Origin of the sequence: Caballeronia sp. SBC1 (genome assembly GCF_011493005.1) — a bacterium.
Lineage (GTDB): Bacteria > Pseudomonadota > Gammaproteobacteria > Burkholderiales > Burkholderiaceae > Caballeronia.
The window spans coordinates 3,487,122-3,507,251 of sequence record NZ_CP049156.1 but is presented as its reverse complement, the minus strand read 5'-3'; the positions used below and the strand labels follow the sequence as shown (position 1 = coordinate 3,507,251).

Sequence of the window (20,130 nt, the reverse complement as noted above, 5' to 3'; positions counted from 1 at the left end):
CGTTCGTGGCAAATCGCTGCATTTTGTGGGGATTTAGGCATCGCCGAAAACGTAATTCGTCATGGCCAATGTTTTCTGAAATGTACCGAGCGACTGAATACCAAGTTCGAAATCATCGTCGGCAGCGCCTAGCGCGCCGAAAATCGGCAGCAAATGTTCATCGGTCGGATGCATCAGCACGGCGTGCGGCGCCTGTTTCCGGTAGTCCAACAAAGCTTCGATGTCCCGTTTTGCCAGCCGATCCTCGAACCAGTCCGTGAACTCGGTCACGCGTGGATCGGCATCTTCCGGCCGCGCGCTGAAATCCGCCGTCCGCAGATTGTGCGTGATCTGTCCCGAACCTACGATCATCACGCCGTCGTCCCGCAACGCTCGCAGCGCGCGGCCCACGCGATAGTGATGCGCCGGGTCGAGATGCGGCTGTATGGATAATTGTGCGACCGGAATCCCCGCGTCCGGATACATCAGCAGCAGCGGCACCCACGCGCCGTGGTCAAGACCTTGCTCGGTGATCGCCGACGGAATGCCCGCCTGGGTCAGCAGCGTCGCGGCCCGCTTACCAAGTTCCGGCGCACCCGGCGCGCGATACTGGATCTCGTAAAGGGCGCGCGGAAAGCCGTAGAAATCGTGAATGGTCTCCGGTTGTTCGGCAACGCTCGCCACCGGCTGCGCCGTGCCCCAGTGTGCGGAAAGCATGAGTATTGAACGCGGACGTTCGAAGCGCGTCGCGAACGAGGCGAACTCGCCGGAAGGCATCGACGGGTCGATCGGCAGCGTCGGCGCGCCGTGGGAAATGAAAACGGTCGGAAGGCGAGTCATGGCAGCGGATCTCTGAAAGAGGTATTACCACGACTATAAACATAGACGATGCGTTGATAAACAGCCGGCGAGGCAATGAATTGTGTCGCCGCTGTTGTTAATTATCCGCGTCCTTCAATCCCGGCCAAGCGGCCGCGATCGGGCTTCCGAGCGCAAACATGTCGATCACGCGGTCGACCGTCTGATCAACCATGTCGTCGATGGAAACAGGCCGATGGTAGAACGCCGGCAGCGGCGGGAAAATGACGCCGCCCATTTCGGTGACCGAGGTCATATTGCGTAAATGCGCGAGGTTGAACGGCGTTTCCCGCACCATCAGGACCAGGCGGCGACGCTCTTTCAGCACGACGTCGGCGGCGCGGGTGATCAGATTGTCCGATAGCCCGAGCGCGATGCTTGCCAGCGTTTTCATGGAACACGGCGCGACGATCATGCCTTCGGTGGCAAACGATCCTGATGCGATGCTTGCACCAACATCGCGGACGTTATGCACGACATCTGCAAGCGCGTGGACGGTGGTTTTATCGAGTTCGAGTTCGTGCTGGATGTTCAGCCAGCCCGCGCTGGAGATCAGCAAATGCGTTTCGACGCCACCCAGGTGCCGCAGCTTTTCCAGCAACCGGACGCCGTAGATCGAACCCGTTGCACCCGTGATGGCGACAATCAGCCGTCGCGGCACGGGCGCTGCGGGCGAAGAACGTGCGACGGACAATCTCAGGCAGCGGCGAACAGTTGTTGCAGCTCGCCCGATTCGTACATTTCCATCATGATGTCCGAGCCGCCGATGAACTCACCGTTCACGTAAAGCTGCGGAATGGTCGGCCAGTTGGAGAATTCCTTGATGCCCTGGCGGACGCCTTCGTCTTCGAGAACATTAACCGTCTTGATCTCGGTCACGCCGCAAGCCTTCAGGACCTGAATGGCGCGGCCGGAGAAACCGCACATGGGGAACTGCGCGGTGCCCTTCATGAACAGCACGACCGGTGCTCCTTCAACGATTTGCTTGATGCGTTCTTGCGTATCCATGGTCTTTCCTGCGAGGCGTTGTTATGCGGGGTTGATTGTGGGTCGAGCGATGAGGAATTTGCTACTTCAAGCGAAATTTCACACGCTAACGATTTGAAATGATAGCGGATTTCAATCGATGCGGCTTGGGGCGGCTGGGACGGCTTGCAGCCGTTTGTTGCCGGCGCCACGGGCGTCAGGCCGTGAAAAAACCGCCGCTGACACGTTCGATACCAGCCAGATCACGCTCAGAGCGTACGCCGGAAAAACCGCGCGCGGTTAGCAGAGCGCGTACGTCTGCCGACTGATCGTAGCCGTGTTCCAGCCAGAGCGAGCCGCCCGTCGCCAGGAAAAACGGCGCAGTCTGGACGATCGTGCGGATGGCGGCGAGTCCATCGGCTTCATCGGTGAGGGCGGTGCGCGGTTCGAAGCGCAGATCGCCTTCGGACAAGTGGGGATCGTTCTGCGCGATGTAAGGCGGGTTACTCACGATCACTTCAAAGCGCAGCGCGGGATCAAGCGCGCTGATCCAGTCGCTTTGAAGCAGGTTCAGCGGCCGGTCCATGCCGAGCAGTTTCAACGCATTGCGAGCCGTTACAGCCAGTGCTTCCGCAGATTGATCGACTGCCCAGACTTGAGCATCGTCGCGAGAAAAAGCAATCGATACCGCGATCGCGCCGCTACCCGTGCCCAGATCGAGCACTCGTGGCGCTGCGATTCCGGCCATCTGTTTGAGCGCGATCTCCACCAGCAATTCAGTTTCTGGCCGCGGGATCAACACATCCGGCGTGACCTCGAACTCAAGCCCGAAAAATTCCCGCGTTCCCACGAGTTGTGCGATCGGTTCACCTGCCGCGCGCCGATGTGCCAGCGCGTCGAAACGATCGACGCTCTCCGCCGCCAATTCCTCTTCGTCGCGCGTGATCAATTCGGTCCGCCGCCAGCCGAGCACATGCTCAAGCAAGATCCGCGTTTCGAGCGCGGGCAGTGCAGACGCGCGCATCAACCCGGCAACCGTCGTCATTCGGAATCGCCCAGAGCGGCCAGCAACTCGGCCTGATGTTCGCTGACGAGCGCGGCAACCAGATCGTCGATATCGCCATCCATGATCGCGTCGAGCTTATACAGCGTCAGATTGATCCGGTGATCCGTCATTCGTCCTTGCGGAAAGTTATACGTGCGAATCCGTTCCGAACGATCGCCCGAGCCAATCAGGCTCTTGCGCGTGGCCGCTTCCTTCGCGTGCTGCTCGTGATACTGCTTGTCCATGATCCGCGCGGCGAGCACCTTCAGCGCGCGATCCTTGTTCTTGTGCTGCGAGCGGTCGTCCTGGCATTCCACAACAATTCCCGTTGGCAAATGCGTCACGCGCACGGCTGAATCGGTCTTGTTGATGTGCTGGCCGCCCGCGCCGGAAGCGCGGAAGGTATCGATGCGCAAGTCCGCCGGATTGATCACCACTTCGCCAATTTCATCGGCTTCGGGCATTACCGCGACCGTGCACGCCGACGTATGGATGCGCCCCTGCGTCTCAGTCGCGGGCACCCGCTGCACCCGATGCCCGCCCGATTCGAACTTCAGCTTCGAGTACACGTTCAAGCCCGCAATCCGCACGATCACTTCTTTATAGCCGCCGAGATCGGAGACGCTTTCCGACATCATTTCGACCGTCCAGCGATTGCGCTCGGCGTATCGAAGATACATGCGCAGCAGGTCGCCCGCGAACAATGCGGATTCATCCCCACCCGTGCCCGCCCGGATTTCGATGAAGATATTGCGATCATCGTTGGGATCTTTCGGCAGCAACATGGCTTGCAGATCCCGCTCGATGGCCACCATCCGCTCGCGCGCCTCGCCGATTTCTTCTTCGGCGAAATCGCGCATGGACGGGTCGGAGAGCAATTCCATGGCGGTGGTTTCGTCATTCGACGCCTGCCGCCACAACGCGTATTGCTCCACGACCGGCCCGATTTCGGCGTTTTCCCGCGTGATCTTCCGATACTGGTCCATATCGGCGGTCACATCTTCGCGGCTCATCAGGTCATTGAGTTCGGCCAGCCGGGTAGTTAGCTGGTCGAGCTTGTTTTGCATGCTCGTTTTCATGGAAGGCTGGAGCGAAGCTCCGCAGAGGACAGCAATCAGGAACGCGACCGCAAAGATACTCGCATGCGGCGCAACCGAAGAGGAGACGCGAGAGGGGCGCTAAGTTTCCGACGGATCGGACGGATCGTTCGAACCCGACGGATGGCCGTGTTTGTAAAGGCCGCCCATCAGGTCGATGAGCTGGTCGCGATTCTCTCGGCTGGCACGGCTGAGCGCGTGCGTGGGGCCGTGGATCAGCTTGTTGGTCAGCGACTGCGACAGCGCTTCGAGCACCGCCGCCGGGTCGTCGCCACGCGCGAGCATCTTGCGGGCGCGTTCGACTTCGGCGCGGCGCATGGCGTCGGCTTGCGTGTGCATATGGCGGATCACCGGCACGATGCTGCGTGCGTCGAGCCATTGCATGAAGTTCTGCACACGGGTGTCGATGATCGATTCCGCCTGCGCCACCGCCGCTTGCCGGGACGCGCTGCCTTCGCGAACGATCGCGCCGAGGTCGTCGACGGTATAGAGGAATACGTCCTGCAGTTTGCCCACTTCGGGTTCGATGTCACGCGGCACGGCGAGATCGACCATGAAAATCGGCCGATGGCGGCGTGCCTTGACGGCCCGTTCCACCGCGCCGAGTCCGATGATCGGCAATGTGGATGCCGTGCACGACACGATGATGTCGAACTCGTGCATGCGCGCGGGCAGCTCAGAGAGGGGAATGGACCGGCCGTTGAAGCGTTCAGCGAGCTTTTCGCCGCGTTCCGCCGTGCGGTTCGCGACCACAAGCTCGCGCGGCTTTTGCGCGGCAAAATGCGTCGCGCACAGCTCGATCATTTCACCCGCGCCAATAAACAGCACGCGCTGGCCCGAAATGTTCTCGAAGATGCGCTGCGCGAGACGCACGGCCGCCGCGGCCATGGAGACCGATTGCGCCCCAATTTCAGTCGTCGTGCGCACTTCCTTTGCAACGGCAAAGGTGCGCTGGAATAACTGGTTCAGATACGTGCCGAGCGCGCCGGCTTCGGACGCGGTGCGCACCGCATCTTTCATCTGGCCGACGATCTGCGTCTCGCCCAGCACCATGGAATCAAGTCCGGAGGCAACGCGAAACGCATGCCGCACTGCTTCGGACTGCGGCAGCGCGTAGACGTGCGGCGCGAGCTCGGAGACCGGCAGGTTGTGATACTTGGACAGCCAGTGGATCGCGGCGTCGCGGGCGGCTTTGTCGTCGGTGGCGCAATACAGCTCCGTGCGATTACACGTCGACAGGATTGCGGCTTCCGGCGCGGCTTTCCCCAGCGGCCCCAGCCACAGATCTTTCAGCGCGCCGAGCGCTGGTTTGATCTGTTCGAGCGGAAACGCCACGCGTTCGCGCAAGGCGACAGGCGCAGTGTGGTGGTTGATTCCGATCGTGAGGAGCTGCATGTTTTCGGGCTGATCCAATGGCCTGAGATACCCTGGAATTTAGCCCGATATTATAGCCTTTCGCGGATTTCTTCAGTTCCACCCGGGAAACCTACTCCAGATAAGGAGCTGGAGACGCCGTCCGTTTCAATTCGGTCCAGTTGATAACCGTAGCCATACAGCGGCGTCAGCCGGTAACCGTTGTCCGGACGAAGGTGCAATTTCGTGCGCAGGCGGGACGCGTGGGTGTCCAGAGTCCGCGACGCCATGTCGCTCCCCCGCGGCCACACCACTTCCATGATGTGCGCACGCGATACGGCGCGCGACAGGTTCGTGAACAGCAACCGGGCGAAGCGGAATTCCTTCGGCGTGAGCAAGACTCGCAGATCCGCGAAACTCACGCTCAACTCCGACGCGTTGAACCGATACTCGCCGAAATGCTCGGCGGCGGGCGTGCGAACCGCGCTTCGGCGCGCCAGTACTTCCACGCGGGCGGCCAGTTCGGTGCATCGGACGGGCTTGGCGACGCAATCGTCGGCGCCGGCTTTCAGGCACGCGACCATGTCGGACTCGCTCTGGCTTGCCGCGATCAACACGATGGGAAGCTGCGGCGCGAGTTGCCTGACGCGTTCGATGATTTCCGCGCCGATCATGTCGCGCGTTTCATTGGCGGCGATCAGCAGATCGAACGTGTCATGCCTCATTCGATCGAGCAATACGGGCGCGGTTGGGAAGAAATGGCAGAAATGGCCGTCCAGGACTAGTGTCCGGCGGATGAGTGCGGCGTGCTGAACGTCCGCGTCGATGATGGCGATTCGCATGATTTCCGACGCCGCCGCGCGCGTTGAGAGCGGGCCGGGCGGCGCGGCACTTGCTTGCCATCGCCATTCCAGCCCCCTAAACTCATCCGCTACGCTGCAAACGCCTTCCAGACCTTCTAGGTTTACAGAACAGAAAATGCTAGTTCACCAATCCGATTCAACCCATAGGTTTAGTCTTAAATCCGCTGGAACGCGCCGCTAATGGGGTGGCCTGGGATCGTGTTTCTCGGTTTGGTGGTCGGGCTGGCCGGCTGGTGGCTGCATCCGTTGCGACGTTTGGTCTCAAGGCCGTTCGGCCGGCTATGGGCGGCTGGGCTAGCGGGCATGGTGGCGGCGATGGTCGCGAAAATGCTCGGCAACGTCACCGGCGCATTCCACGACGGCGATTCCCTTGAATGGCTTGCGTGCGCGCTGTTGGCGCTGGTCGCCGTGACCGTCACGGTAGGACTGGCGGCGCGGCGCTGATCCCCGCTGATTATGGTTCGATATATCAAAACTCTGCAGGTGACTTCATGAACGATCGACTGAATTCCCCCGATGGCCAGACTTTCGCCCGGCGTATCGAGTTGCTGCGCGGCGCCATGGCGCGTGAGGCGCTGGCTGCCGTGCTGGTGCCGTCGTCGGACCCGCACATCTCCGAGTACCTGCCGGAGCACTGGCAGGGGCGGCAGTGGCTGTCAGGATTCACCGGCTCGGTTGGAACGCTGGTAGTGACCGCTGATTTCGCCGGCGTGTGGGTCGACAGCCGTTATTGGACGCAAGCCGAGGCGCAACTGACCGGGACCGGTATTGCGTTGATGAAGATGATGGCCGGACAGCAATCCGCACCGCACGTGGACTGGCTCGCGGAGAATGTGGCGGCCGGCGAGACGGTGGCGGTCGATGGCGCCGTGCTCGGCGTGGCGGCGGCGCGGACGCTGAAAGATGCGCTGACGGCGCGCGGGATCGTGTTGCGCACGGACCTGGATCTGCTCGATGCCGTCTGGCCGGAGCGGCCGGGTTTGCCATCGGAGAGTGTGTACGAACACGTCGCGCCTCAGGCGAGTGTCACGCGTCCCGAAAAGCTGGCGGAAGTGCGGCGCGTGATGCGCGAAAAGGGCGCGCAGTGGCATTTCATCTCGACGCTCGACGATCTCGCGTGGCTGTTCAACTTGCGCGGCGCCGATGTCACCTATAACCCCGTATTCGTCGCGCATGCGTTGATCGGACAGGATGACGCCGCCTTGTTCGTCGGCGATGGCAAGATTCCCGCTGATCTTAAAGCGTCGCTGCTGAAGGACAACGTGCGGGTTGAGCCGTACACCGACGTTGCCGCTGCTCTTGCCGCGTTGCCCGCGGGTTCCACGTTGCTCATCGATCCGCGCCGGATCACGTTCGGCTCGCTCGAGAAAGTGCCGGCCGAAGTGAAGATCGTGGAAGCGGTGAATCCGTCGACGTTCGCCAAGTCGCGCAAGACCGCCGCCGACGCCGCGCATATCCGCGCGACGATGGAACAGGACGGCGCGGCGCTCGCCGAGTTCTTCGCGTGGTTCGAAGATACGCTTGGGCGCGAGACGATCACGGAACTTACCATCGACGAAAAATTGACGGCTGCGCGTGCGCGCCGGCCAGGTTTCGTCACGCTGAGCTTTGCGACTATCGCCGGCTTCAATGCAAACGGCGCGATGCCGCATTACCGCGCGACCGAAGCCTCGCATTCGGTGATCGAAGGCAACGGCTTGCTGCTGATCGATTCGGGCGGTCAATACGTGAGCGGTACGACGGACATTACGCGCGTTGTACCTATCGGCACGATTACGGCTGAGCACAAACGCGATTTCACCATCGTGCTGAAGGGGACGATCGCGTTGTCGCGGGCGCATTTCCCGCGCGGCATTCGTTCACCGATGCTGGACGCCATCGCTCGCGCGCCTATCTGGGAAGCTGGCGCGGATTACGGACATGGCACGGGGCATGGCGTCGGTTATTTCCTGAATGTGCACGAAGGCCCGCAGGTCATCTCGCACTACGCGCCGGCCGAGCCATACACAGCAATGGAAGACGGCATGATCACGTCGATTGAACCGGGGCTTTATCGGCCGGGAAAATGGGGGATTCGGATCGAAAACCTGGTGATGAACGAACCCGCCGGCAAAACCGAATTCGGCGATTTCCTCAAGTTCGAAACGCTGACGTTGTGTCCTATCGACACACGCTGCATCGACCTGACCCTGCTGCGTGACGACGAACGCGCGTGGCTCAACGACTATCACGCAGCGGTCCTCGAACGCGTCTCGCCGCATGTGTCCGGCGCGGGGAAAGCGTGGCTCGAAAAACGCACGCAAGCGATCTGAACGGAGCTATAAACGCATGGCGATCAAGGCAGTGGTGTTCGATTTCGGCGGCGTGTTGATCGACTGGAATCCCGAGTATGTGTACAGCCGGCTGATTCCCGACGCCACCGAGCGGCGTTGGTTCATGGACAACGTGATTGCATCGGACTGGGTGCTGCAGCAGGACGCGGGGCAAACGATCGCCGACGGCAACGCTGAACTGATCGCCAGGTTTCCCGAGCATGAAGCCCTGATCCGCGCGTTTTACGAGCGCTGGCAAGAAATGGTGGCGGGCGTGCTGGAAGATGGCGTCGCGCTGGTCGACAAGCTCGAAGCCGCGAATGTTCCGCTGTTCGGGCTCACCAACTGGTCCGCTGAAACTTTCCCCTGGGCGTGGGAGCGGTTCCCCGTGCTGCAGCGCTTTCGCGAGGTGGTTGTGTCGGGGCGTGTGTTGGTCGCGAAACCTGATCCGGCGATTTTCGCGCTGATGTGGACTGAGATTGAAAAGCATCTTCCGGGCATTCAACCGCAGGAAGTCGTTTTTATCGATGACAACGAGAAAAACATTCGCGCTGCGACGGCGCTTGGCTGGAACGCGGTGCATCACACGAATGCCGAGCAGACCGAAGCGCGCTTGAAGGCGCTGGGTTTGCGCGTGTGATCACTTTCCGAACAGATTCTTGAGCGTGTCGCCGATGCTTTTCACCACGCCGCCGGCGTTTTTAGCCACGCCCTCGGTGTTCACGCCAACCGCTTTCGCGAAGCCCGCCGCGAGCTTTTTCATCAAGCTTTCGTTGAGCGAGAACTTGGGGTCCCGCAGATCGCCGTCGAGTTCGAAGTCCAGCTTGATCTGATCGTGATTCTTCAGCGCCGCGACCGCGATCCTGGTAGGAATGGTGAGGAATGTGTCGAGCGGATTGCCGTTATCCGATAACTGCAGCCGGTTCAGCGTGACTGAACCCGGCGCGTGGATACGGTAGTCATGCACCGTGGCGTCGAGCGTGAGGTCAAGTGTGCCGCCCGTGACGGTCGTCCTCGCGCCTGCTTTCCTCAGCATATACGGATCGAGCGTCGCGATATCGACGTTGTGCAAGGTCGTGTGCGTCTGCGAATCCTTGTTCGCTATTTTTATCCAGCCGTTGAACGCAACCGTGCCCGTGTGCGACGGCCCTTTGATCGAACCGGTCATGTCCAGCTTGGTCGGTTCGGTGAGGGCGGGAAGGTGCAGGTTATCGACGTTGGCCCGCGCGTCGGAAATCAGGATTCTGTAGGGTGGCGTCTGCACGGATTGATCGAAGAATTCCATCACGCCGCGTTCAAGCGTGACGTGATCGATCAGCCGGTCTTCCTGCGCGTGCGCGGCGGCTTCGCTTGAACCCGCCTGGGCCTCGCGCGTCGACTGCCGGAGATTGGGCAGCAGTTCAACGCGGCCATCTGCAAGACGGGCAACGGAGAGGTAAAAGCCATCCACCGTCACGTGCTGCAAATGCACGCGGTTGCTCAGGAGCGCGCGCATATCCACATTCAGCGTCACGCGCTCGGCGCGCAGCGTGTCGTCCGTGGGCCAGCCTTGCGGTCCCCGCAGACGCACGCGGCTCAGCGTGATGCGTGCATAACCCACATCAATGTCTTCCGCCGAACCGAGCGGCCCGAGCGTTTCGAGCACGCGCGCCTTCATTTCGTGCACGACAAAAAACCCGCCGCCGACTACCGCCAACAGCAACACCACGATGACCGCGCCCGCCCACAGCACCACGCGTCGCGCCTTTGTACCCGCCATCCCGATGTCCCCCATCCAAGCCGCGCGCGGGCGGCGATCCGGTGCGTTGTTGTCGGCCCTTGCCGTGCTTATCGGACGATTGGCTTATAGCGCAGGCGTTTCGGCTTCGCCGCTTCTTCGCCCAGACGATTACGCTTGTCGGCTTCGTACTCCTGGTAGTTGCCGTCGAAGAAGGTCACTTGCGAATCGCCTTCAAACGCGATGATGTGCGTCGCGATCCGGTCGAGGAACCAGCGATCATGCGAGATCACCATCACCGATCCCGCGAATTCCAGCAACGCGTCTTCCAGCGCGCGCAGCGTTTCGACGTCCAGGTCGTTCGACGGCTCATCCAGAAGCAGCACGTTGCCGCCTTCAATCAGCGTCTTCGCCAGATGCAGGCGGCCACGTTCACCGCCCGACAACGCGCCAACGGTCTTTTGCTGATCGCCGCCCTTGAAGTTGAAGCGGCCGATATACGCACGGGACGGCGTCTCATACTTGCCGACCGTCAATACATCCGCACCGCCTGAAATCTCTTCGAACACGGTCTTGTTGGCATTGAGCGCGTCGCGGCTTTGATCCACGTACGCCAGCTTGACTGTCGGCCCCGTGACGATTTCGCCCGAATCCGGTTGTTCCTTACCTGTGAGCATGCGGAACAACGTGGATTTTCCCGCGCCATTCGGCCCGATAATTCCGACAATCGCGCCTGCCGGGATCTTCATGTTGAGGTTATCGATCAAGAGGCGGTCGCCGTAAGCCTTGCTCACGTTCTTGAACTCAATCACCTCATTGCCCAGCCGGTCCCCAACAGGGATGAAGATTTCCTGCGTTTCGTTGCGCTTCTGGTATTCCTGGCTGTTGAGTTCCTCGAAGCGTGCGATCCGCGCCTTCGACTTCGCCTGGCGTCCCTTCGGATTCTGGCGCACCCATTCCAGTTCTTTCTTCAACGCTTTCTGACGCGCCGATTCCGTCGATTCTTCCTGCTTCAGCCGATCCTGCTTCTGGTCGAGCCAGCTGCTGTAGTTGCCCTTCCAAGGAATGCCGTGGCCGCGGTCGAGTTCGAGAATCCATTCGGCGGCGTTATCGAGGAAATAGCGATCGTGGGTGACCGCCACGACCGTGCCCGGATAGCGCGTCAGGAATTGTTCGAGCCAGTCCACCGATTCTGCGTCCAGGTGGTTGGTCGGTTCGTCGAGCAGCAGCATGTCGGGCTTTTGCAGCAGCAATTTGCACAGCGCCACACGACGCTTTTCGCCGCCCGACAAATGTTCGATCTTCGCGTCCCATGCGGGCAGGCGCAGCGCATCGGCGGCGACTTCGAGTTGTTGCTCGGGCGTGCCACCGTCGCTCGTCGCAAGGATGGCTTCGTATTTGGCTTGCTCGGCGGCGAGGGCGTCGAAGTCGGCGTCGGGTTCCGCGTAGGCTGCGTAAATTTCGTCGAGCTTTTTCTGCGCGGTGAAGACATCGCCTAGACCGTCTTCAACGGCTTCGCGCACCGTTTGCTGCGGATTGAGTTGCGGTTCCTGCGGCAAGTAGCCGATGTTCAGGTTCGGCATCGGCGTGGCTTCGCCTTCGATTTCCTTATCGACGCCCGCCATGATGCGGATCAGGGTCGACTTGCCGGAACCGTTCAGGCCGAGCAGGCCGATCTTTGCTCCAGGGAAAAACGACAGCGAGATGTCTTTCAGGATCTGGCGCTTGGGCGGCACGATCTTGCCGACGCGGTTCATGGTGAAGACGTATTGGGCCATTTGCGGGTTCGGTTGTCTTGAGGTTTGCGGTTTTCGGTTTTACGGCGGGCTTCGGCCGGGCGGATGTCGGTTTTTAAGCCTCCGCCGGGAAACCCCTGGATTCAGTACGCGGCGATGCGTCTCCCGCAGCGCGCGGGAAGTGACGACATTGTACTTCGATGAATATGGCTGTCTGGCGGGCGTTTATCTGCTTCGACGCCGGCTGAGCACTCTCAGCGCCAGGCTGCGACGCCGCCGTGGCGCGAACACGTGCCGCTGCGATGGCGGCTGAAGCTCCACGTGCCGTCGCGGCATTGGGCGGTGGCGCCGTCGGGGGCCGCACCTGAGCGTGAATGCGCGGGAGAGTGGACGGTTTCGCCGTCGTGATTGCGGTAGGTCTGGTGGTTATCGAGGTCGGACTCGTTCGGGGCGGAGTAGGAATAGGCGAACGTGTTGGAGCAGCTGAGCGCGAGGGCGGCCGCGAGGAGGATCGAACCGGTGCAGCGATAGAAACGTGTCTTCATTGTTTTTGTTTTAGGCGCGAGTTTTCCGCCGCTGGCAGGGAGGGTGGCGCTCAATGGGCAAGCAGAGCGGCCGGCGCGGCGCAATTAAAAAGCGGAGTTCCTTTATCAGGGACTCCGCTTTTAATAACAACCTCGAACAACGATTTATTACATCAGACGTTAAACAAGAAATTCATGACGTCGCCGTCGTGCACCACATATTCCTTCCCTTCAGCCCGCATCTTCCCGGCTTCCTTCGCGCCTTGCTCGCCCTTGAACGCGACGAAGTCATCGAAGGCAATGGTCTGCGCGCGAATAAACCCGCGCTCGAAGTCCGTGTGAATAGCGCCGGCGGCCTGAGGCGCCGTATCGCCGATATGAATCGTCCACGCCCGCACTTCCTTCACGCCCGCCGTGAAATACGTCTGCAATCCGAGCAGCGTGTAACCCGCGCGAATCACGCGATCCAGACCTGGCTCTTCCATGCCGATATCGGCCAGGAACTCCTGCTTGTCGGCATCGTCGAGATCCGCGATTTCCGCTTCAATCGCCGCGCACACCGCCACCACCGGCGCGCCTTCGGCCTCAGCGTGCTTGCGCACCGCGTCCAGATGCGGATTGTTCTCGAAACCGTCGTCCTTCACGTTCGCCACGTACATGGTCGGCTTGGCCGTGATCAGGCACAGCGGCTTGATCAGCAGGAGTTCGTCCTCGCTCAGGTCCAGCGCACGCACGGGCTTCGCCTGATCGAGTTGCGCCTGGATCTTTTCGAGCAAGGGGACGAGCTTCGCCGCTTCCTTGTCGTTGCCCGAGCGCGCCGACTTGGCGTAACGGTGATGAGCCTTCTCAACCGTCGCCAGATCCGCCAGCGCCAGTTCCGTATTGATGACTTCAATGTCCGCGAGCGGGTCGATCTTGTTCGCGACGTGAATCACGTTTTCGTCTTCGAAGCAGCGCACGACGTGCGTGATGGCATCGGTTTCGCGAATGTTCGCGAGGAACTTGTTGCCCAGGCCTTCGCCCTTGCTCGCGCCGGCCACAAGGCCCGCGATATCGACGAATTCAACAATGGCCGGAACCACGCGCTCGGGATTGACGATTCCCGATAGCGCCGCCAGCCGCGGGTCCGGCACTTCGACTACACCGACATTCGGCTCGATCGTGCAGAACGGATAGTTTTCGGCGGCGATGCCCGCCTTGGTCAGTGCATTGAACAGTGTGGACTTGCCGACGTTAGGCAAGCCGACGATGCCGCATTGGAGGCTCATGGAATCCTTCGAACTGGTGAAACGGCGTGCGCCGCGTGGGTCAACGCTGGATGCGCGTGTCGCGGGTTTCACAACCCCGGGAACAAGGCGCGTAGCGGGTGGCCACGTCGTACGGGCCGGAAAAACCGCTATTGTAGCGCCACGGCCGGGTCGGCTGGGCGGGCGGAAAATGCCGCTACAGCGCGTCGCACCCGCCGAAACACCGTATTGCACATCGAATCTCGAAATATCCCGGCAGCTATAATGACCTTATGACTTTCCACTCACGAAATTTTCATGCGGTCGTGGTCGGCGGCGGGCTCGTCGGCAAGACGGCGGCGCTTGCGCTGACACAATCAGGCTTGCGCACGGCGCTGCTCGCAATGCCCGCTGCGCCCGCGCCGGCCGCGGGCAGCTTCGATTCCCGCATCTACGCGCTGTCATCGAGCTCGCAGGCGCTGCTGGAACGGCTGCGCGTCTGGCAGGCGCTGGAGCGCGACAAGCTTGGGCCGGTGCTGGACATGCGCGTTTTCGGCGACGCTTTCGCCGAACTGCATTTCTCCGCGTTCCAGGCCGCCGTGCCGCAATTGGCGTGGATCGTGGAATCGTCGTTGATCGAACGCTCGCTCGATGCCGCGCTGCGCTTCCAGCCCAACCTCACGTGGATCGATTCGCGCGCCCAAGGCTTGACGATCCACGACGACGCCGCGCATCTGACCCTCGCAAACGGCGACACGCTCGAAGCGGACCTGGTGGTCGGCGCGGACGGCGCGCATTCCTGGGTGCGGGCGCAGACGGGCGCGAAGATGCAGCGCCGGGATTATCGGCAAACGGGTGTGGTCGCGAACTTCAAGTGCGAAAAGCCGCACGGCGAGACGGCGTACCAATGGTTCCGCGATGGCGAGATCATCGCGTTATTGCCGTTGCCCGGGGACCATGTATCGCTCGTGTGGTCCGCTAAAACCGAACACGCCGATACCCTCCTGAAACTCGATCCCGCACAACTCGCGGCGGAAGTCGAAAAGGCCACGCAAAACATGCTCGGCGCGCTCGAATGCGTGACGCCGGCGCAGGGCTTTCCGCTCGCGCTGCAAACCGTGGACCGGCTGATCGGCCCACGGGTGGCGCTGGTTGGCGACGCCGCACATCTGATTCACCCGCTGGCTGGGCAGGGCATGAACCTGGGTTTGCGCGATGTCGCCGCGCTGGCCGAAACCCTCGCGGGCAAGGAAGCGTTCCGCACGGCCGGCGACCCCATTTTGCTACGCCGATACGAACGCGCCCGTCGTGAGGACATCCAAAAACTGACGCTCGCCTGCGACGGCTTGCAGAAACTCTTCGCCATGCCCGGCACGCTCGCTCGCGGGCTGCGCAACACAGGCATGGCGCTCGTGGGTGCACAACCGCTGATCAAGCGCTGGCTCGTGTCTGCGGCGCTTGGTTAAGACTGGCTAAGAACATCCCACCTACTTCAGATTGACGGAAACTCGAATGAAAATCACTCTCCGCCGCGCCTTGGTCGCTGCTGCCACGCTGGCCGCGGTGTTTGGTATCGGCATCGCGGCACAAGCCGATCAGACCACCGACAAGATCAAGGCCACGCTGCAATCTCGCATTGGCGACGCCGATATCAAAAGCGTGGAAAAGTCACCGGTTCCGGGGCTCTACGAAGTCAACCTCGGCGCGCAGATTGTCTACACGGACGCCACCGGCAACTATCTGCTGATGGGCGATCTCGTCGATACCCGCACGCGCACAAATATCACCGAAGCGCGTCTGGCGGAAACCAACAAGATCGACTTTGCGAAGCTGCCGTTCGAGAACGCGGTCAAAGTAGTGAAGGGCACGGGCGCGCGCAAGATCGCGGTGTTCTCCGATCCGAACTGCCCGTACTGCAAGCAGCTCGAAACCACGCTTAAATCCGTCGATAACGTCACCGTCTACACCTTCCTGTATCCGGTTTTGTCGCCGGATTCTTCGGTCAAGTCGAAGTCGATCTGGTGTTCGAAAGACCGCTCGGGCGCGTGGGAAAGCTGGATGCTCGACCATACGCCGCCAACTGCTTCCGCCAGCTGCGACACGACCGCCATCGACAAGAACCTGAAACTTGGTCAGTCGATGAACGTGACCGGCACGCCGACCGTCTTCCTCGCAGACGGCCGCCGTTTGCCCGGCGCGGTGCCGGCAGATCGGCTGGAGAAGGAATTGTCGGCGGTTCACTGATTGACCGGTCGATTAGTCGACCAAGAACGAAGGAGGCGCGCGAAGCGCCTCTTTCGCTTTCATGAACTTGCTTGCACTTGCTTGATTCTGCAATGCGCGGTTCAACCGCGAAACGCTTGGCCGACATCCACGCCCGGCGACAAGAACAAAAGGACCTCCACGCATGAACGCCATCCGTTACACCATCGTTCCGAAAAATCCCGCTGCGCATTTGTTCGAAGTGACGTTGACCGTCGCGCAACCCGATCCGTCGGGCCAGCGTTTTGTGCTGCCGGTGTGGATTCCGGGCAGCTACATGATTCGCGAATTTGCTCGCAATATCGTTACCCTGCAGGCGTTCAACGCGGCTGGCCGCAAGCTCGCCGTCGATAAAACCGACAAGCATGCGTGGCAAACCGCACCGCACGACGGCCCGATCACGCTGCGTTACGAGGTCTACGGCTGGGACTTGTCGGTGCGGGCGGCGCATCTCGACGACACCATCGGCTTTTTCAACGGGACGAGTGTGTTCCTCGCGGTAGAAGGGCAGGCGGATGTGCCCTGTATTGTCGATATCCAAAAGCCCGCGGGCACGCAATACGCGAACTGGCGTGTGGCGACGGCATTGCCCGAGGCGCGCGGAACGAAGCGGTACGGATTCGGTGCTTATGAAGCGCCAAATTACGATGCGCTGATCGATCATCCCGTCACGCTGGGCGAGTTCGCTTTAGGTTCCTTCGACGCCTACGGTGCGAAGCACGACATCGTGATTTCAGGCCGCGTGACCGGGCTCGATATGCACCGTCTGGAAACTGACCTAAAGCGCGTTTGCGAATCGCAAATTGCGTTGTTCGAGCCGCGCACGAAGAAGGCGCCTGTCGATCGTTATGTGTTCATGACGGTCGCCGTCGCCGATGGTTACGGCGGTCTCGAACACCGTGCATCGACTGCGCTGATCTGCAATCGCTCCGATCTTCCCGTGACCGGGCGCCCGGATGTGACGGAAGGGTATCGCACGTATCTTGGTCTTTGCAGCCACGAATATTTCCATACGTGGAACGTGAAGCGCATCAAACCCGCTGCGTTCGCGCCGTACGATTTATCGCAGGAAAATTACACGTCACTGCTGTGGTTGTTCGAGGGTTTTACGTCGTACTACGATGATCTGATGCTCGTGCGTAGCGGTTTGATCAGCGCGAGCGAGTATTTCTCGCTTCTGGGAAAGACGCTTGGCGGCGTGTTGCGCGGGTCGGGTCGGCTCAAGCAGACCGTGGCTGAAAGCTCGTTCGATGCGTGGGTCAAATATTATCGGCAGGACGAAAATGCGGCGAACGCAATCGTCAGTTATTACCAGAAGGGTTCGCTCGTCGCGCTTGCTTTCGATCTGTCGATCCGCGCGCAAACCGAAGGCAAGAAGTCACTGGACGACGTAATGCGCCTTCTGTGGCAGCGTTACGGCCGCGATTTTTATCACGGCAAGGCGCGGGGTATCGAAGAAAACGAGGTGGAAGCGCTGTTCGCCGAGGCGACCGGGGCCGATCTGAAAAAGCTGTTCCGCGAGGGCGTTCACGGCACGCGTGATCTGCCTCTCGATACTTTGTTCGAGCCCTTCGGCATCACGTTCGCGCCCGACGTCGCGACCAACGGTACGGCGGCGAAACCGTCGTTCGGCGCGCGCATTCGCAATGGCGCGGATTGCGTGCTCGCGGCTGTCCACGAGAATAGCGCGGCGCAAAAGGCGGGGTTGTCGGCGGGTGACGTGCTGGTCGCAATCGACGGCTTGCGCGTCACCGGATCTAATCTCGATACGCTGCTTGCGCGCTATTTGCCCGGCGCGAAGGTGGAAGTGCACGCGTTTCGCCGCGACGAGCTGCGCGTCGCGCAGGTCAAACTCGATCCGCCGGAAGTATCGCGATATCTGCTTTCCACCGCCGATGGGCGTGGCCCGTCGAAGCAATGGCGCGAACGCTGGCTGAAAGGTTGAAGCGATAAACGCAAGGCCAAAGGCGGATTGTTCTACTGTTGCAACAATCCGTCACGAGTGCGCAGCTTGTTCCCGGCGTCGTAAAAAAGAAGAATGCGTCCTGTCAGAGCGCGATCCGTGCTCGAACTCAACAGACACAGGAATCATCATGACGACCATTCTTCAAATCAATTCCGCAGCCCGCTCGCAAGGCGCCCAATCCACGTTGCTGGCTGACGAAGTGTCGGCGAAGCTGCAGCAAGCGCACCCGGGTGCAAAGCTAGTCGTGCGCAATCTGCTCGCCGACAACCTCCCGCACCTCGACGATGCCACACTCGGCGCATTCTTCACGCCCGCCGACCAGCGCACAGCCGAACAGAACGCGATCCACGCAAAGAGCGAAGCGCTCATCGCCGAACTGCAAGCGGCTGACGTGGTCGTGATCGCAGCGCCGATGTACAACTTCGGCATTTCGTCGCAATTGAAGGCGTACTTCGACTGGATCGCTCGCGCCGGCATCACGTTCAAGTACGGCGCAAACGGCCCTGAAGGCCTCGTAACGGGCAAGAAGGTGATCGTTGTGTCCGCACGCGGCGGCAAATACAGTGGCACGCCGAACGATTCGCAAACGCCGTATCTGAAGTCGTTCCTGGGCTTCCTGGGCATGACCGATGTCAGCTTCATCTTCGCCGAAGGCTTGGCAATGGGCCCGGACGCTGCCGGCGCTGCCTTGGCTACCGCACGCGACTCGATCGCCGCGCTGTAAGCTTATGAAGTAGCAGGACGCTTTTTAAAAACCGCCGTGTCGGAAGACATCGGCGGTTTTTTTTACGCAGGTGCGTCGGCCAGAGCGGGGAGGCGCCAGTCGATGGCGGGTCGCCCGTGTTGCTCAAGATACGCATTCGCCGACACAAAATGCCCGCAGCCCAAAAAGCCGCGATGCGCCGACAGCGGAGAGGGGTGCGGCGCTTCCAGAACGCAGTGCGCTTTCCCGGATGCCACCGCCGAAGCGATCAACCCGCGCTTCGCCTGCGCATGCGCGCCCCAAAGCATGAACACGAGATGTTCGTGCCGAAGGGCAAGTTCGTGAATCAGCGTGTCGGTGCAATGCTCCCAGCCCCGTTTGGCGTGACTGCCGGCTTTATCGCGTTCAACCGTCAGCGACGTGTTCAACAGCAGCACGCCTTGCTGCGCCCACGCGTCGAGGCAACCATGAGCGGGCGCGGTAAAGCCAAGGCTAGCGTTGATTTCCTTGAAGATATTTTTCAGCGATGGCGGCGGCCGAACCGGCGCTGGCACCGAAAACGCCAGGCCATGGGCCTGCGGCGCACCGCGATCTTCGCCGTGATACGGATCTTGTCCGAGAATCACGACCTTCACGTCGCCGGGGCGGGTCAGGCGTAAAGCACGGAAAACATCGGCGGGATACACAGTCTTGCCGGCGGCGCGCTCGGCGTCGACGAACGCGCACAACGGAGCGTAGTGCTGGCTGTCGATAAAAGTCTTCAGATGTTTGCGCCATTCCGCCGGCAACGCGTCGAACTGACTTTCCAGCGTGGTAAACGGCGGAGCTTTCGGTGCCTCGGCTTCAAACAGTGACGCCTGACTCATTTCACGCCGCCGTTTGAGCCCGCCACTTTGGGCTCGCACAGATCGTAGCCCCGGCGTGCTTTGCTAGCGTCCTCGGGCTGGAGATATAGAAACGCTCCCCGCATTTGCGCGGCAAGGGTGTTCAGTGCTTCCTCGTTGCCGGATTTCAGCTCGAGTTCGAGTTCGCTGATCGGCGTGGTCAGGCGCTTGCCGTCCACGTCAGCCACCACTTCGCCGAGATCCAGCGCGGCTTCGATCTTCGCACCGTCAATCTCGACGTCCCAGATCACGCGAGAGAAGTCGGTGCGGAACAGCGCGACCAATTCGGGCGCGGCGTCGCTGAGTGCGTTGGCTGCGTCCTCGTCGTCGCAGATTTCAAGCAGGGCGGGGATTTCCAGCGCCTCACCGGCAACCGGTAGTTCCCACTCGTGCCGGTTATGCAAACCCTCCTGCGATTCCCCCGCCGTCTTGTACGTTTGCAGCCACTGATCCGGCGTGCCGCGCAGTCGCACCGCACTTTTCGCGTTCGCGAGGGCACGGTCAGGGGTATCGAAGTACACGTTTGTCAGTTGGATCTTGCGGCCTTCCTGACCGGTGCGCTGCGTCAGGTCCTTCGCTATTTCGCCGTGTTCGGACGTAGGCAGCGCCAGTTTGATCTCGCGTTCAATACTCAAAATA

General features: G+C 61.1%; 20 protein-coding genes. 7 read left to right on the top strand and 13 right to left on the bottom strand.

The annotated features are described in order from the left end of the window. Positions 1-33 precede the first annotated feature (33 nt). From SBC1_RS15595 to SBC1_RS15565, 7 genes are all read right to left on the bottom strand, one after another. Positions 34-819: a class III extradiol ring-cleavage dioxygenase gene (locus tag SBC1_RS15595; RefSeq protein ID WP_165092645.1), complete on the bottom strand. Its 786-nt coding sequence runs from the start codon at positions 817-819 to the stop codon at positions 34-36. Positions 820-916: 97 nt separating this feature from the next. After that, on the bottom strand, positions 917-1,498 hold the full coding sequence (locus tag SBC1_RS15590; protein WP_243830241.1) for a UbiX family flavin prenyltransferase: 582 nt from the start codon (positions 1,496-1,498) through the stop codon (positions 917-919). 35 nt (positions 1,499-1,533) lie between these two features. After that, entirely contained in the window at positions 1,534-1,845 is a 312-nt protein-coding gene (grxD, locus tag SBC1_RS15585; protein WP_165092643.1) for a Grx4 family monothiol glutaredoxin, read from the bottom strand. Between the two features lie 175 nt (positions 1,846-2,020). Further along, positions 2,021-2,848, bottom strand: coding sequence for a peptide chain release factor N(5)-glutamine methyltransferase (prmC, locus tag SBC1_RS15580; RefSeq protein WP_165988460.1), 828 nt, complete (start codon positions 2,846-2,848; stop codon positions 2,021-2,023). Continuing rightward, positions 2,845-3,927 (bottom strand): peptide chain release factor 1, encoded by a 1,083-nt coding sequence (gene prfA / locus SBC1_RS15575; RefSeq protein WP_165092641.1) that lies wholly within the window; start codon positions 3,925-3,927, stop codon positions 2,845-2,847. The genes prmC and prfA overlap by 4 nt, the downstream gene beginning before the upstream one ends. A gap of 99 nt (positions 3,928-4,026) precedes the next feature. Further along, positions 4,027-5,340 carry a glutamyl-tRNA reductase gene (hemA, locus tag SBC1_RS15570; protein ID WP_165092640.1) on the bottom strand — a complete coding sequence of 438 codons (1,314 nt, stop codon included), beginning with the start codon at positions 5,338-5,340 and terminating at the stop codon, positions 4,027-4,029. A 50-nt stretch (positions 5,341-5,390) separates the two neighbouring features. Continuing rightward, positions 5,391-6,140, bottom strand: coding sequence for a response regulator transcription factor (locus SBC1_RS15565; RefSeq protein ID WP_165092639.1), 750 nt, complete (start codon positions 6,138-6,140; stop codon positions 5,391-5,393). A 201-nt stretch (positions 6,141-6,341) separates the two neighbouring features. Here SBC1_RS15565 and SBC1_RS15560 point away from each other — a divergent pair, with 201 nt between their 5' ends. Genes SBC1_RS15560 through SBC1_RS15550 form a run of 3 tightly spaced genes read left to right on the top strand, consistent with a single transcriptional unit; the run spans position 6,342 to position 9,113 of the window. Beyond that, on the top strand, positions 6,342-6,605 hold the full coding sequence (locus SBC1_RS15560; RefSeq protein WP_165092638.1) for a hypothetical protein: 264 nt from the start codon (positions 6,342-6,344) through the stop codon (positions 6,603-6,605). Positions 6,606-6,652: 47 nt separating this feature from the next. Continuing rightward, on the top strand, positions 6,653-8,473 hold the full coding sequence (locus SBC1_RS15555; RefSeq protein WP_165092637.1) for an aminopeptidase P family protein: 1,821 nt from the start codon (positions 6,653-6,655) through the stop codon (positions 8,471-8,473). 16 nt (positions 8,474-8,489) lie between these two features. Next, a complete protein-coding gene (locus SBC1_RS15550) occupies positions 8,490-9,113 on the top strand; it encodes an HAD family phosphatase (RefSeq protein WP_165988458.1) in 624 nt (207 codons plus the stop codon). Here SBC1_RS15550 and SBC1_RS15545 read toward each other — a convergent pair whose 3' ends face one another. The 4 genes from SBC1_RS15545 to ychF all read right to left on the bottom strand — a co-directional run bounded on the left by SBC1_RS15545 (position 9,114) and on the right by ychF (position 13,718). Beyond that, the gene (locus SBC1_RS15545; RefSeq protein WP_165092635.1) at positions 9,114-10,232 is read right to left on the bottom strand and encodes a DUF748 domain-containing protein; all 1,119 of its coding nucleotides are present in this window, start codon (positions 10,230-10,232) and stop codon (positions 9,114-9,116) included. Positions 10,233-10,300: 68 nt separating this feature from the next. Beyond that, positions 10,301-11,968, bottom strand: coding sequence for an energy-dependent translational throttle protein EttA (gene ettA / locus SBC1_RS15540; RefSeq protein ID WP_165988456.1), 1,668 nt, complete (start codon positions 11,966-11,968; stop codon positions 10,301-10,303). Positions 11,969-12,180: 212 nt separating this feature from the next. After that, positions 12,181-12,471 carry a DUF3761 domain-containing protein gene (locus SBC1_RS15535; protein WP_165092633.1) on the bottom strand — a complete coding sequence of 97 codons (291 nt, stop codon included), beginning with the start codon at positions 12,469-12,471 and terminating at the stop codon, positions 12,181-12,183. A gap of 152 nt (positions 12,472-12,623) precedes the next feature. Beyond that, positions 12,624-13,718 carry a redox-regulated ATPase YchF gene (ychF, locus tag SBC1_RS15530; RefSeq protein WP_165092632.1) on the bottom strand — a complete coding sequence of 365 codons (1,095 nt, stop codon included), beginning with the start codon at positions 13,716-13,718 and terminating at the stop codon, positions 12,624-12,626. A gap of 251 nt (positions 13,719-13,969) precedes the next feature. Between ychF and SBC1_RS15525 the strand changes: the two genes are divergently transcribed. From SBC1_RS15525 to SBC1_RS15510, 4 genes are all read left to right on the top strand, one after another. Next, a complete protein-coding gene (locus SBC1_RS15525) occupies positions 13,970-15,142 on the top strand; it encodes a UbiH/UbiF family hydroxylase (protein WP_165988454.1) in 1,173 nt (390 codons plus the stop codon). Between the two features lie 46 nt (positions 15,143-15,188). Continuing rightward, positions 15,189-15,920, top strand: a complete 732-nt coding sequence (locus SBC1_RS15520; RefSeq protein ID WP_165092630.1) for a DsbC family protein — start codon at positions 15,189-15,191, stop codon at positions 15,918-15,920. 163 nt (positions 15,921-16,083) lie between these two features. Then, positions 16,084-17,883, top strand: a complete 1,800-nt coding sequence (locus SBC1_RS15515) for a M61 family metallopeptidase (RefSeq protein WP_165988452.1) — start codon at positions 16,084-16,086, stop codon at positions 17,881-17,883. Positions 17,884-18,031: 148 nt separating this feature from the next. Then, entirely contained in the window at positions 18,032-18,628 is a 597-nt protein-coding gene (locus SBC1_RS15510) for an FMN-dependent NADH-azoreductase (RefSeq protein ID WP_165092628.1), read from the top strand. 62 nt (positions 18,629-18,690) lie between these two features. Here the strand turns inward: SBC1_RS15510 and SBC1_RS15505 are convergent, their stop codons facing one another. Continuing rightward, positions 18,691-19,473, bottom strand: a complete 783-nt coding sequence (locus tag SBC1_RS15505; protein ID WP_165988450.1) for a uracil-DNA glycosylase — start codon at positions 19,471-19,473, stop codon at positions 18,691-18,693. Next, the gene (locus tag SBC1_RS15500) at positions 19,470-20,126 is read right to left on the bottom strand and encodes a CYTH domain-containing protein (RefSeq protein WP_165092626.1); all 657 of its coding nucleotides are present in this window, start codon (positions 20,124-20,126) and stop codon (positions 19,470-19,472) included. Before SBC1_RS15500 ends, SBC1_RS15505 begins: the two co-directional genes overlap by 4 nt. Positions 20,127-20,130 lie beyond the last annotated feature (4 nt).